The 13,809-nt window shown below is 58.3% G+C and carries 10 protein-coding genes; 4 read left to right on the top strand and 6 right to left on the bottom strand.

Annotation, left to right across the window (positions count from 1 at the left end):
- Positions 1-7: 7 nt before the first annotated feature.
- A complete protein-coding gene (locus WBG04_RS19000; RefSeq protein ID WP_424316296.1) occupies positions 8-1,549 on the bottom strand; it encodes a transposase in 1,542 nt (513 codons plus the stop codon).
- A gap of 186 nt (positions 1,550-1,735) precedes the next feature.
- On the opposite strand from WBG04_RS19000, the gene ychF reads away from it, so the two are divergent.
- From ychF to WBG04_RS18985, 3 genes are all read left to right on the top strand, one after another.
- Complete coding sequence (gene ychF / locus WBG04_RS18995; protein WP_424316295.1) at positions 1,736-2,851, top strand: redox-regulated ATPase YchF; 1,116 nt, start codon at positions 1,736-1,738, stop codon at positions 2,849-2,851.
- Positions 2,852-3,034: 183 nt separating this feature from the next.
- Positions 3,035-4,513, top strand: a complete 1,479-nt coding sequence (locus WBG04_RS18990) for a trypsin-like peptidase domain-containing protein (protein WP_424316294.1) — start codon at positions 3,035-3,037, stop codon at positions 4,511-4,513.
- A gap of 37 nt (positions 4,514-4,550) precedes the next feature.
- On the top strand, positions 4,551-6,080 hold the full coding sequence (locus WBG04_RS18985) for a PDZ domain-containing protein (RefSeq protein WP_424316293.1): 1,530 nt from the start codon (positions 4,551-4,553) through the stop codon (positions 6,078-6,080).
- 19 nt (positions 6,081-6,099) lie between these two features.
- Here the strand turns inward: WBG04_RS18985 and WBG04_RS18980 are convergent, their stop codons facing one another.
- The 5 genes from WBG04_RS18980 to WBG04_RS18960 form a co-directional block, all read right to left on the bottom strand.
- Positions 6,100-6,558, bottom strand: coding sequence for an acetolactate synthase (locus tag WBG04_RS18980; protein WP_424316292.1), 459 nt, complete (start codon positions 6,556-6,558; stop codon positions 6,100-6,102).
- Between the two features lie 12 nt (positions 6,559-6,570).
- The gene (locus WBG04_RS18975) at positions 6,571-8,109 is read right to left on the bottom strand and encodes an ankyrin repeat domain-containing protein (RefSeq protein WP_424316291.1); all 1,539 of its coding nucleotides are present in this window, start codon (positions 8,107-8,109) and stop codon (positions 6,571-6,573) included.
- 31 nt (positions 8,110-8,140) lie between these two features.
- Complete coding sequence (gene tsaA / locus WBG04_RS18970) at positions 8,141-8,827, bottom strand: tRNA (N6-threonylcarbamoyladenosine(37)-N6)-methyltransferase TrmO (protein WP_424316290.1); 687 nt, start codon at positions 8,825-8,827, stop codon at positions 8,141-8,143.
- Positions 8,828-8,896: 69 nt separating this feature from the next.
- Positions 8,897-10,870, bottom strand: a complete 1,974-nt coding sequence (locus tag WBG04_RS18965; RefSeq protein WP_424316289.1) for a DNA gyrase/topoisomerase IV subunit A — start codon at positions 10,868-10,870, stop codon at positions 8,897-8,899.
- Positions 10,871-11,010: 140 nt separating this feature from the next.
- Positions 11,011-11,949, bottom strand: coding sequence for a hypothetical protein (locus WBG04_RS18960; RefSeq protein ID WP_424316288.1), 939 nt, complete (start codon positions 11,947-11,949; stop codon positions 11,011-11,013).
- A 164-nt stretch (positions 11,950-12,113) separates the two neighbouring features.
- Here WBG04_RS18960 and WBG04_RS18955 point away from each other — a divergent pair.
- On the top strand, positions 12,114-13,809 hold a 1,696-nt coding region (locus WBG04_RS18955; protein WP_424316287.1), incomplete at its 3' end, for a glycosyl hydrolase.

Raw genomic sequence — 13,809 nt, 5'->3', positions numbered from 1 at the left:
CGTTTTTCTAGGAGCCTGTCGGAGTTAGCACAAGTTTCGCGGTGGATTCGGTGGTCAGGCGGTTGAGTCGCCGGAAGATTATGTAGATGATTCTCCCGAGCCACTTGTCCACTGGCAAAGTTGGAGTGGGATTGCTGCCAATGGGCCGCGATTTCGGTCTGCCCGCTCCCTTCGTCACACTTCCCATCATTCTGTGGAGGCGTCTGAGGTTGTAGGCGAGGCAGACCAGCGTCCATTCGCCCGATACTTTCTCTTTGCCGCGCAGACTGAACTCGCGGAAGCCCATCGCTGCCTTGATGATCCCAAAGACCGGTTCGACGGTGTGGTTGCGCCTTCCATACAGAGCCTTGCCCTTCTCGGTGCGGAGCTTGTCGCGCATCGCCACGAGTCTCTCATCGGCGGGCTCCTTCACCGCTCGCCCGCTTGCCGATTGCGGACGGAAGTCGTAGTGGCGCTCGTTGTGCGCATCCTCGCGATGGACGCTGCAGTAGATCTCCACGCTTTCCTGTTCGAGGCGATCGAAGGCATCACCGTTGACGTAGCCCGCATCGGCCAGAACCGACTTGGGCTTACCTAACTGACTGGGGATGCTGGCCACCCCGTTCTCCAACTCGGCGTAGTCGCTTGCGCTCTGACTGACATGCTGACCGACGACGAGTTGACTGCCGTCGGCGTCCACTGCGGCCTGCGCGTTGTAGCTCTGGGTGAAGCTCGCCCGCTTGTTTTTTCGCATGATCCGCGCGTCGGGATCGCTCAGATTGCACTGCTCCTTGGAGTCCTCCGCTTTCTTGTCCGGTCGCTTTGGCTCTCTGCCGGTGCATTTCTTGCCGGTCTTCTTTTCCTTCTCGCGCCGCTCTGCCTTCTTCGCTTCATACTTGCCCTCGGCCTTTTGCTGGCGTTGGTGGGCTCGGGATTCCAACTCCTCGATGGCCCGCTCCATCTTGCTGGCAAGCTTTTCACGGCGCGCGATTTCCTCGGGCAGCTTCTGGCCGTCCTGTTCCTCAGCATCGGCCGTTTCGGCCTGCGCCAACAACTCGTCGATATCGAGTCGAAGTTGATCGCGGATTTCCAAAGCGCGCTGGTAGCTGACGTTCTTGTCGATGGAAGCGTTGGCCTTCAGGTGGGTGCCGTCTAGCGAGACGTTGCCGAGCTTGAGCAGCTTGAGTTCGCGCGCCAGTTCCAGCACATCGACGAAGCTCTCGCGGAACGCCTCGAGGTTCTCGCGGCGGAACTTGCAGATCGTGTCGTGATCGGGATGGGTCCCCGCTGTCAGGTAACGGATCGCCACGTCGCGGTGGGTGGCTCGCTCGATCTTACGCGAAGAAAACAGGCCGTTGGCGTAACTGTAGATCAGCAGCGCCAACATCATATGGGGCGGGAACTGTTTGGCCCCCGTACCCCGATGATTGACGCGGAAGCTCTCCAACGGGAGCCGGTCCACCGCCTCGATCACAAAATGAACCAGGTCGTCTTCGGGCACCCACTCACGCAAATCCGGCGGCAGAAGCATCGGCGTGTCACGGTCGACGGAGACAAATCGTGCGGGCATGGATTGAGGCTACCAAATCACCGAAGGGGTTCAAAGTCCGACAGACTCCTAGCTTACTCCGATTCTCCAAACAGCCTGCCGCCACCGGCAGGCTGTTTCTTTTTTCAAGCAAGACACGAGATTCTCGGCGCACAAGCCGGGATTTTTCTCGCTCCCTACGCTCGACTCCCCTAAGCCTCGCCCGCCATGCTCAAGGCCGGAATCGTAGGACTACCCAACGTCGGGAAATCGACACTCTTCAATGCTGTCACCCGAACCCGCAATGCGGAGGCGGCCAATTACCCCTTCTGCACGATCGACCCGAATGTCGGGGTGGTGACCGTTCCAGACGAGCGTCTTGCCGTCCTCTCGAAAATGTCGGGCTCGAAGAAACTGATTCCGACAGCCATCGAATTCGTCGATATCGCCGGCCTCGTGGAAGGCGCTTCCGAAGGTGCCGGCCTCGGCAACAAATTCCTCGCTACGATCCGCGAAACGGATGCCATCGTTCAAGTCGTTCGCTGTTTCGAGAATGACGACATCATTCATGAACTCGGTTCGGTCGATCCGGTCCGCGATATTGAAATCATCAACTCCGAGTTGATCCTCGCCGACATCGCCGCACTCGAAAAGCGTCGGCAATCGCGCGACAAGAAAGCCAAGAGCGGCGACAAGGAATCGAAGGCCGAAGTGGAGCTCATCGACAAACTCTTGCCCAAGCTCAATGAAGGCACGCCTGCGATCATGATCGATCTCAGCGATGACGAACGGAAACTCATCCGCGAGTTCTTCCTGCTTTCCTCGAAGCGCACCATCTACGCGTGCAACGTCAGCGAAGGTGATCTGGGCGAGGCCCAGAAGAACCCCGACAAGCACCCGCTCGTTGCCAAAGTGCGCGCCTATGCTGCCGAGGCCCACGGTGCCGAGGCCGTCATCATCTCCGCCAACATCGAGGAGGAACTGATCGACTTGGAGCCTGAAGAAGCGGCCGAGTTTCTTGCCGACATGGGTGTCAGCGACTCCGGTGTCTCGACCCTCATCAAGGGTGTCTATCATCTTCTCGGTCTGCGCACCTATCTGACGACCGGCGTTCAGGAGACGCGCGCCTGGACGATCGTCGAAGGCGATAAAGCTCCGGCGGCCGCTGGCGTGATTCATACCGACTTCGAACGCGGATTCATCGCCGCGGAGGTTGTCCACTACGATGACCTCGTCGGCCTCGGCTCAAAATCCGCCGCTCGCGACGCCGGCAAGCTCCGCATTGAAGGCAAGGAATACGTCGTCAAGGACGGCGATGTCGTCGAGTTCCGCTTCAACGTCTGAGAGTGGTTCTTTGGATTGGCGCTTTCCCGAGCGCCATAGGTGGGCAAGGCGGCTTTCCAGCTGCTCCGCCCCTCTCCCCTCAACTCCAGCACTCATCAGCAAGAACCCACCCTTTGGCGCAACCAAGCATCGCCCCCATCCATTCCTCTTGCACAGGCGGGATTCCCCCGTAGCCTCCCGCCAATGCTTGCGAAACTCTTCGCCCTTTTCTCCGTTCTTCTCTCCCTGCCGGTCATCGCTCAAACAGCGATTCCGGAAACCCCCGCCGGGGCTCCCTCGGACATCTACCGTTCGGTCGTCCGGATTGAGTCGGCGGTCCAGGTTCCCGACTACGCGACGCCATGGAATAGCGGCCGCTTCGGAGGCGGTATCGGCACCGGATTTCTCATCGGAGAGAATCGCTTCCTGACCAATGCCCACGTGGTTTCAAATGCTCGCCGACTCCTGATCACGATTCACGGCAGCCCGGTCAAGTATCCAGCCAAAGTCGAGTTCATCGCCCATGATTGCGACCTCGCCCTTCTCTCCGTCGAAGACTTCTCCGACTTCAAGGATTTCCCTGTGTTCGAAATCGACGGCGTGCCGAAACTCGAAAGTCAGGTGCGGGTCATTGGCTACCCCATCGGAGGTGAGCGCCTTTCCGTCACGCGTGGGGTCGTCTCCCGAATCGATTTCTCCTCCTACTCCCACTCCCGTGCCGATCAGCACCTCGTTATTCAAATCGATGCCGCCATCAACCCCGGAAACTCCGGCGGCCCCGTGATCCAGAATGGCAAGGTGGTCGGTGTGGCATTCCAAGGGCTGCGTGAGGCGGACAACACCGGATACATCATTCCCACTCCGGTCGTCCGACGCTTCCTCACGGATATCGAAGACGGCCGCTACGACCACTATGTCGACCTCGCGGTGTCCACCTTCCCGCTCTATAATGAAGCGATGCGCAATGCACTGAAGCTGCCGAAAAACGGCGTCGGTGTCTTGGTCACCAACGTCGTCCCTCAAGGCTCCTGCGACGGTGTGCTTAAACCCGGTGACATTCTGTTCGCCATCGATGGGAATCCGATTGATAGCGCGGGGCAAATCCTGATCGACGGCGCCAAGGTCAATCTCAACGAGATTGTCGAACGCAAGTTTGCGGGCGACAAAGTCCAACTCCGCTTCCTTTCTGACGGCACCTGGCACGATGAGGATATCGAATTGAAGACGCTCCCTCAAAACCGGATGTATGCCATCCAATACGAGAAGGCCCCACGCTACATCGTCTTCGCAGGGCTGGTTTTTCAACCTCTCGACACCAATCTCTTTGCCACCAAGAACTTCACGGACATCAACGTTCGTCGTCTCTATCAGGATTACCTTCCAAAAGGCATCTTCACGGAACGCGAAGACATCGTTGTTCTAACACGGATTGAAAGTGATCCCATCAACAGTCAGATGAGTGGATTCACTGGTAAGGCCGTCGACACGATCAATGGGGTCAAGGTGAAGAACCTCAAGCATGCCCACGAGCTTCTCTATCCGGAGACTCCTCCAGAGTTTCACGTGATCGAACTCTTTGGAGGATCCCGCCCTCTGATTGTTCCAAGCGAGAATGTCGACGAAGCCAATGAGCGCATCCAGCGCATCTATTCCATCGACGAACTCTCAAATCTCGAAGACTGAGTTCTCGCCAGCAACAGCCCTCGCCCCGATTCTTACCATGCGTCCTTGCATCTACATCACCGCCCTCTTGGCTTTCCTGTTCGCTTCCTGCGACAAACCAGCACCGGTCTCGACACCCGTCGTCGTCGAGCCCGCTGAGCCTGCCGACGAGGTTGTGGATCCGAAGCTTTCCGTCCTTCGCGTCAATTCCACTCTCCAAAGATGGAACCCTGGGCAGCCCTGGGAGAAACAACCGCCACGCAAGCGCCGCTCTCTGGCCGCCGTCGTCGGAGAAAACCAGGTCATCACCACCGCCGAGATGGTCGCTGATGCCACCATGATCGAACTCGAGTCCATCGACGGCAAACGTCTCGCCCAAGGCAAGGTTGACGCCGTCGATTACGAGGCCAATCTGGCCCTCATCGGTCTCAGCGACCCGGAAGCTGACCAATCCTTTTTCGAAGGCATGGTCCCTCTTGAGATCGCCGAACCCGTCGGACTCGGTGACTTGATTGACGCCATCCAAGTCGAGGAAAACGGCACCCTGCTGGTCACAAGTGGCCCGGTTCAAAGCATCGACATCGTCGCCAATTTTCTACCCGGCGAGTTTTTCCTGACCTACGAAGTGAAGGCATCGATGCAAAGCGCTGCCAGCAGCTTTTCCGTTCCAGCACTTCACGACGGAAAGTTTGCCGGCCTTTTGACCAGCTACAACGCGAAGGATCAGATCAGTGACATCACGGGTACTGAAATCGTCGCCCGCTTTATCGAAGATGCCTCCGATGGCGACTACCAGGGTTTTCCTTCGCTCGGTGTGTCCACAAGCCGGACCGAAGATGCAGGCTTCCGCGCCTGGCTGAAGCTCCCTGAGGACGATGGAGGACTCTACGTTGCCAGTGTCCGAAAAGGCAGTGCCGCCGAAAAGGCGGGCGTTCTCAAAGGAGACGTCATCACCGCGATTGACGACTATCAAATCGACCGGATGGGTTACTTCGAACATCCGGTCTATGGCCGCACCTACTGGAGCCATCTGGTCCGAGGGGCCAGTGGCGCCGGTGAAAGCATCACCATCGACCTGCTGCGAGATGGAGAAGCCATGGAGGTCACGGCGGAACTTGAGCGCCGGGACCGCCAGAACGAACTCGTTCCCGGTTATACCTTCGGCAAGGCACCCCACTTCCTCGTCAAGGGAGGCCTCATTTTTCAAGAACTCACCCGCCCGCTGCTCGAATCCTTCGGCGAAGAATGGGAATCGCGGGCACCGCTGAATCTTCTCGATGTGATTGAGAACCCGGACAAGTACGAAGAGCGCTATGATCGCGTCGTCTTCCTTGCCGGGGTCATCGCCACGCCTGCCACGGTCGGCTACGAGCCCCTCCGTAATTTGATTGTCACCGAAGTGAATGGCAAACCAGTGAGGGACATGAAAAGCCTCATCGCCGCCTTTGATGAAATCCCTTCCGATGGACTTCACGCCATCGAGTTCGATGAAGAGAACTTCAAGGTTTACCTCGATGAAGTCGTCTCAACCGCAGTCGACGGACAGTTGCTTGAACGAGGGCTGACCAAGCTTTCTCGAACTGAATAGTCCACCAATCGCAATCACTTCAGCGGCTCAGGTCTTCCTGAAAGACCAGCTTGAAACCCGCCTGATTCATCACGGAAACCGCGAAGTCGTAGTCCTCGACGTGCATCGCCAGCATTGCCCTGCCATTGCTTGAGGGCATCAGCCCGTAGGCAAAATCGATATTGGTCTCAGCGACCATCAGGGTATCGAGCACTGGCAACAACTCGGGTCCAGCCTCCTTCAAAGCGAGCACAAGTAGTTCACATTTGGTGAAGGGAATTCCCTTTTCCATGAAGATCTGCTCGGCTAATTCCGGATCGGTCACCACGAGCCGTGCCACGGTGGCATCGCGCGAGTCCTGCACGCTGATACCGACCACTTCGATCGCATTGTTCCGCAGCAACTTTACCAGCGAGGCGAGGGCACCTGCTCGGTTCTGAAGAAGAATGGAAAACTGGCGAACCGGCGAACCGGGGCTAAGCGTCGTGGATTCATCCATGGGTCGAGAGGATCAGCCGCGCGGTCCACGCAGCGGAATCGTGGCCGTTTCATGAGTGTTCATGTTCTCGATGACAACCTGATTCGGTCTCACATCACCAACAAGGTAGTCGGTTCCATCCGCCGACTGAAACCTCTGGCCCGTTCGAGCGACATAGTAGCGACCGCTTGCCGTGTCCTCGACCAAGGCCACGGGATCATGGGCCAGTGCGGGAAGCTCCGCCACCAGCTCACGCTTCATTCCCGTATTGGTGTCCTCAATTTCAACCACGGAAACCTCCATCAACTCACCCCCGTTCTCCTTGCCACTCTGCATCTTCCGATCGACCCGGATCACCTTGAGTGAGGTGCCAGGAATCGTCGAGCCCTCTCCAATCTTGCGGGGCTCGCCACCTGCAATCCTCACTTCAGCCACTCCCTTGTCTGCGGATTCCACCTGGAGGGGAAGCTCCCGCTGCCGATAGGATCTCATGACGAAGACCTGACCACTATCGGCCACGGAATCGTCGACAGAATCCGGACTCCGGCTACTTCCAGGCGGAGAGTTCACGGATTTCAGCACGGCCCCTTCGAGTGAGAGTGGCACTTTGCCAACCGTCATTAGTGCTCCCAAGGCGCCCACTTCCTCACCCACAGGTGGCAGGGTTGAAATCGGGGAATCTCCGGTGGTCCCCTGATCGTTTGATGCGGCAACCACCTCGGCCTGGATGACCCGCTCTTCTACCATCGCCGCCATCTCAACACCGAGTTCGGCAGGCTCACTCAATTCGAAGTCGCCCTCTTTCGGCTCCTCCGCCAGTCGTGCGGCGAGCAAATCGTGACCCGACTCCGCCGCCAGCAACTGGGCCGTCCGTCCCTCCTGATCCATGGCAAAGCGATTCGCTCCAATCTCAAGCAGCAGTTCGACGACCTCAGTATGCCCGTTCTGGGCGGCCAGCATAAGCGGCGTCCGACCGTCGCCGATCCTCGCGTAAATGCTGGCACCAAAATTCGTCAGCTCATCAATCACTCCGGCTTGCCCGAGGATCGAAGCCGCCAGCATTGCATCATCCAAATCCTCCCGCACATAAGGAGCCAGCTCAGGAACCATGTTTCGCCTGCCGTCACGAACCGCCAGCATCAGTGGCTTGTACTTCTCGTTGTCCTTGAGTGAGGGATCCGCACCCTGCCTCAAGAGATAGCGGACCGTCTCAGGCGTCGAACGAAGCACCGCCTCCATCAACGGCGTGCGCCCGTCGGAATCCGTCACATTCACATTCATCCGACGATCGAGCATGAAATTAATCGACTGCATCGCCCCTGAACCAGCGGCGGCATGCAGCGCGGTCCGGCCCTTGGCATCCAAGACCTCAAGTGCCAGACCAGTTTCGACCATGGTCTTCATCGCCCGGATGTCATCACTTTCAGCCGCTCGAAAAAACGCCGCTTGAGTCACCTCGTAACCTGCCTCGGAAAGACTCTCCAGCTGCACTTCCCCTCGCTCTTTGCAGCCAGAAAGGAAGCTCATCGCCACCAGGCCAACACCAAAAATCATCGGACGAATCGCAGTCACGGCTGGAAACTAATTCGGAAATCCTAAATTTTCAATCTCGAACCCTGCCCTTGTCCATTCCTTTGATCCGACAGATCCCGCCTTCAATCTCAAAACGGACGTTCTGACCACAAATCATGACTCCATGCTCTCTTCCCGGCTCATGGCGGGCGCCAGCCGGGCGCGGATCAAGCGACAAGGCTTCCTCGATCACCCTTCGATCCCGTTCAGAAAGCCCTTCGAGCTGCTCGACCCCTTCAAGCTCAAGCCTCACCGGTGCCTCCTCAGCATAACCGCCCTCGGCTCCCTCCGGTGCCTCGGCGTAGGGCAAATACGGCTTCACATCAAATACCGGCGTCCCGTCGACCAGATCAACACCCCCCAAGAGCAGCACCGGACCTTCATTACACTCGCGATCAATCCCATCCAGCCGGACCAGCGACAAACCCAGCCCGTTCGGCCGAAAGGTCGAACGACTCGCGAAAACTCCGACCCTCTGGTTTCCCCCGAGTCGCGGGGGTCTCACCGTCGGTGACCACCCACGATCTGCGGTCTGATGGAAGTGAAAGATCAGCCAAACATGCGAGAAGCCCTCCAAGCCCCGCAACGCCTCTTCACTCCGAAACTCCTTTTCAAAAACAAGCTCTCCCCATGCCGAAGGACACAAGCCGGGCTGTCGCGGCACCGCGAACTTTTCTCCGAAGCAAGTCCGGACCCGACCGATCGGCGTGATCTCCATGGCACCAGTCTGCAAAGCCTGCCTCCGCCTGCCAAGCCCTCCCGGCACACGAATGGACTTCGCCGCGCTTCACCCATCCAGTTCAAAATCCTTCGGCGCACGCGCAATGCGCTCGACCTGCAGCTTGGTCACGATGTTACCACCGCTTCCACGCCCCTTGATTCCCACTTCAGCAAAGTGAAACGGCCGGCTGACGTTACGCAGGCGAAGTGCCGGCTTGAGATGAACGATCAGCATCTGATCATTGCTCGAAGCCTCATCCTTGTGGACCGCGAAGTAAAAAACCCGGGAACCTTTCTTCCCCTTTGTTAGATCGTATTCCTTGTCACGGGTAATCCCTCCGACACGAAACCTCTTCGCAAGCACGGCTCCGTCCTTCCCGTCACGATAGATCATCGAATAGATGAGGTCCTCATCCTTGCGGAAGACCGCCACACGCAGTGGCCTCTGACCCACGAAACTCTTCGCAGCGACTTTCATCACCTTCAGCTTGCCGTCGGCAGTGAAGGAAATGATGTCGTCGATCGATGAACACTTCTCGATCGCGGTCTCCTTCTTCAGTCCGAAACCGGCAAAACCGTTCTTCTCATCGAGATAAAGCGTCTCTGTCGCCGCCACAACCTGACTTCGATCAACCTTCTCGAAGGAAGAAATCTCGGTCCGCCGCTCACGGCCTTTGCCGAAGTTCTTCTTCAGATCCTCAAACCAGCGGATCGTGAAGCGGGTCAGATTTCGAATGTTCTTTTCCGTCTCGGCGATTTCATCCTCAAGCCCCTTGATCAGTTCATCCGCCTTGAAGGCATTGAACTTCGAAATCCGCTTGATCTTGATCTCCGTCAGCCGGATCAGATCATCTTCCGTCACCTCGCGCTTCAGCAACTTCTTGAACGGTTTCAGCCCGTCATCAATGGCCTTCAGTACCGCCTCCCATGTCTCGCATTCCTCGATATCCCGATAGATTCGATTCTCAATGAAGATCTTCTCAAGCGAACTGAAATGCCACTTCTCCTGCAACTCGGCGAGCTTGATCTCCAGCTCCTGACCCAACAGATTGCGAGTCTGATCGGCACTCCTTTTCAGGATGTCCGAGACGCCCATGAACTGCGGCTTGCCGTCGGCGATGACGCAACCATTGGGTGAGATACTCAGCTCACAATCGGTGAAGGCGAAGAGCGCATCCCGACTGGTCTCGGCATCGGTGCCCGATGGCAGGTGCACCAGGATATCGGCCTTCTCCGCCGTGTTGTCTTCGATTTTCGAAATCTTGATCTTCCCCTTGTCGCCGGCAGCGACGATCGAATCCATAAGCGCACCGGTCGTGGTTCCAAAGGGAATCTCCGTGATTCGTAGTAGGTTCTTCTTCTCGACGTGCATCCGGGCCCGCACCCGGATCTTGCCGCCACGCAGACCGTCCCGGTAATCGCTGGCATCCATGATTCCGCCGGTGGGGAAATCCGGTAGCAGCTCGAAAGGCTGCTTCCGCAGGACCGCGATGCAGCCGTCGATGATCTCGATGAAGTTGTGCGGCAGCATCTTGCACGCGAGACCGACCGCAATCCCTTCGACGCCTTGCGCCAGCAGCACCGGGAACTTCGATGGCAGTACCACCGGCTCGCGGTTGCGGCCGTCGTAGCTCGGGGTCCACTCCGTGGTCTTCGGGTTGAAGGTCACCTCGAGCGCGAACTTGGTCAGACGGGCCTCGATGTAGCGGGGGGCGGCCGCATTGTCACCGGTCAGCGTATTCCCCCAGTTTCCCTGGGTATCGATCAAGAGCTCCTTCTGCCCCATGTTGACCGTTGCCGCGCCGATCGCAGCATCGCCATGCGGGTGATACTTCATCGTGTTCCCGATCAGGTTGGCCACCTTGTTGTAGCGCCCATCATCGAGTTCCTTCATCGAGTGAAGAATCCGCCTTTGCACGGGCTTCAGGCCGTCGTGCAGATGCGGCACCGCACGCTCGAGGATGACATACGAAGCGTAATCGAGGAAATAGTCCGAATACATTCCCCGCAGGGAGTTGGGTTCATCGGCGTCTGGGGTCATTGCTGAAGCGATGCTTAGGATTCCCGAATCAATGGGCAAGGCCGAATGTGCCTCCCTGCAGAGCAACAATACGCATCATGTGTTTCAAGTGAGGTGAAACGCCAACTCCACCGTGACTTTTGGCGACAAATAGCACGTCCTCAATCCGAGTCCGGCCCAAAGGGCGACTCTGGCAATCCTCCTTCGTGCGGATCAAGTCCCGGCGGTCTCACCAGCACGCCGCTCGATGGCGCCCGTGGCTTTGCTAGCGGTTTGAGCCTCAAATCCGGCATCGGCAAGCCACTGCAACCCAGCACCGGACCATCATCGAGGATATCCGTAAAGTGGGGTCGATCGATCTTGTTCCACTTCACGCAAGCGAGGACGTCGATCATCCTTTGATAAGAAGCACTCGGTGCCACATAAATCTGGACCAGCGCGACACTTGAAGTCGCTGCGGCGACTCGGTGAAAGGCCCAGAGACTCCGATCCAGATGCGTCAAAGTCCGGTCCGCTCTGTCACGGTCCATCACCACCCGTGCTGGACCCGTTCCCACCGACACCTTCTCGTCCGCATCCACGATGATGAAAAATGGCTCGATCTCAGGCGGCACCGCACAGCCTGCGGCCAACGCGAGACTCAAAGGCAAGGCCGACGGCTTCGAAACTCCATTCACCTGATCGACCAAAAACCGGATGTCACAAATCCCCGACTTCGCTGCCGTGCGAACCACCTCACGAATCTCCCGAAACGGAGTCTCCGCCTGAGCCGACACCACAAGTTTCGTTTCAAAACCCTGCAAACAATGCCGATCCCGAAGGTCGTGGAAGCGATTGATCAATTCTTCCTGATTGCGGCATGAAGCTTGAAAGCGCCCCCGGTCGTAGCACATCCACCCCTCCTCACCTTTTAAAATTTCAATCAGTCCCCCATCCTGCAGGTCCAAGCTCGGAGCCCCATACGACTCCACTAATCCCTCAAGTCTCACGCCCCAAATCTCCGCTGGTTCCCGCACCACGTCCCGCTCCTTCTGGCATCCTGCCAGTAGGAAAAGGCCGCCAAACGCTATCGCCACCTCCACTTTCGTCAACCGACTCATCCCCTTCAAACGCCCATCCCACGAAACATCTTATGCCTGTCTCGCCCCAAGCAACGATGATCACCACGGCGCTCTTGCCACCCTCCTGCGATAAATTTCGCGTCCGGCGGCGTTACTCAAACAGAAGACTAGCCGCTCAAGCCAATATCCCCGTAACTTCTTTCATGCTTCGCCTGCTCGCCCTGCTCGCTTCGCTCGTCGCTCCCCTGTGGGCGCACGATGCGGAGTGGCCGGAGGTGACGCAGAACCATCGACCACTCGTCCGCTGGTGGTGGCCGTCCGATCTATCTGCCCTTTCCGAGCCTGGTCCCGAGCTTGAAAGCATGGCACGCGCAGGCTTTGGAGGGGTCGAAATCCTCCCTTCGCCACCCGCTCGCGGAGGGCCGCCAAGCGAGCTGGAATGGCTCGCCCAGGCATGGGTCGAACGTTATGCCCTCGCCTCCGAGACAGCCGAGCGCCTTGGCCTTCGGCTCGATCTTTCCTGCAATGGCCCGGCACCCGGAAACCTACCCGCCATTTCTCCTTATGAATCGGCCTTTCGTTCGGTTCCCATCCTCGCCACGACACGCGGCGGCCCCTTCGAGCTTGTACTTCCTCCGGGAAGTATCGACTGCTTGGGAGCCTGGCCGCCGCATGGCCCGCCGATTGATCTCCGACCCTTCATCAACCTCTCTGAGCAGAGTCTCAAATGGCAAGCCCCTCCCGGCACTTGGAATATCTATGGCATCGGAAGGGACCCGGCCAACTACCCGGATCACTTCTCCACCAACACGGCCAGCCAATCCTTGGCTCGCTACGCCGAAGCTTTCATCGATTCCACCGCCCCTTTTCCCCGAGCCTACTCCTTGAGCTTTTCCGAGCTTGATGCGGATTGGTCGAGCGCCTTGGTCGCCGCCTTCCAGCGTCGACGCGGATACGACCTGCGCGAGCAATTGCCCGAGCTCTACGGAGACGCGAATGCCGGTACCGTCGAACGTGTCCTCAGCGACTACCGGGAAACCCTCGCTGATCTGCGTCGCGACACCCTCATCACCTGGCACAAGTGGACCCACGATCAAGGCGCTCTCAGCCGCTCCCAAGTCAAAGGCATCTTCGGCAACCCGATCGATCTCCAAGGCGTTCCCGACATTCCCGGCGTGATCGTCAGCGGCATCCCGACCGACGACGATTTGCCACTACTGGCCTTCGCATCCTCAGCCGCCCATCTGCACACCAAGCCTCTCGTCGCCGCGACCCTGCTGCACGAAACCGCCGATCCCGAACGCATCACGCCCTCTCAGATGAAGGAAAGCGTCGACTTGCTGTGGCTTGCCGGAGCCAACCAAATTCAGCTCGACGGCATCCTGAGCGGCCCCGCCCCTGACCGACTGCGAACGATGCTGGACACTCCATTCACACCGCTCGGCCCGGGATCCGGGCGCGGAGAAAACATGGCCTCTTTCAATGCCTACATCACCCGTTGCCAGAGTATCCTGCAATCCGGCGCACCCGACCCGGAAGTCCTGATTTACTACCCCTTTCACGACCTCCTGACCGAGCGCGGCGGCATCCCCGCCGACCCCGCCAAACAGAATGAATGGTTCCGCCCCACGAGCTTCCATCGCAGCGCCCGCACACTGCTGACAAACGGCATCCCCTGCGACTACGCTTCCGATCTTCTGTTAGAAAATGCCACCGTTAGCCAAGGGAAGATCATTCTCGGTGGACTCACCTACAAAACGCTGATCATTCCCGAAGTACGGCAGTTGCCCGAGAACACCGCCCGACAGATCCTCGCGCTGACCCGTCGCGGCGCAAGCATCACGATCCTCGGCGATTGGCCGCGCGACGTTCCGGGCTTTCCGATGCCAGACATTCGGC

The sequence above is a fragment of the Haloferula sp. genome (assembly GCF_049672945.1).
Taxonomy (GTDB): Bacteria; Verrucomicrobiota; Verrucomicrobiia; order Verrucomicrobiales; family Akkermansiaceae; genus Haloferula.
Note: the sequence above shows the minus strand (reverse complement) of the source record. Positions and strands in the feature narration are given on the sequence as shown.

Excerpts from the sequence above, each read along its gene's own strand:
- WBG04_RS18990 (WP_424316294.1), top strand. The coding sequence starts at position 3,035 with ATGCTTGCGAAACTCTTCGCCCTTTTCTCCGTTCTTCTCTCCCTGCCG.
- WBG04_RS19000 (WP_424316296.1), bottom strand. The coding sequence starts at position 1,549 with ATGCCCGCACGATTTGTCTCCGTCGACCGTGACACGCCGATGCTTCTG.
- ychF (WP_424316295.1), top strand. The coding sequence starts at position 1,736 with ATGCTCAAGGCCGGAATCGTAGGACTACCCAACGTCGGGAAATCGACA.
- tsaA (WP_424316290.1), bottom strand. The coding sequence starts at position 8,827 with ATGGAGATCACGCCGATCGGTCGGGTCCGGACTTGCTTCGGAGAAAAG.
- WBG04_RS18965 (WP_424316289.1), bottom strand. The coding sequence starts at position 10,870 with ATGACCCCAGACGCCGATGAACCCAACTCCCTGCGGGGAATGTATTCG.
- WBG04_RS18985 (WP_424316293.1), top strand. The coding sequence starts at position 4,551 with ATGCGTCCTTGCATCTACATCACCGCCCTCTTGGCTTTCCTGTTCGCT.
- WBG04_RS18960 (WP_424316288.1), bottom strand. The coding sequence starts at position 11,949 with ATGAGTCGGTTGACGAAAGTGGAGGTGGCGATAGCGTTTGGCGGCCTT.
- WBG04_RS18980 (WP_424316292.1), bottom strand. The coding sequence starts at position 6,558 with ATGGATGAATCCACGACGCTTAGCCCCGGTTCGCCGGTTCGCCAGTTT.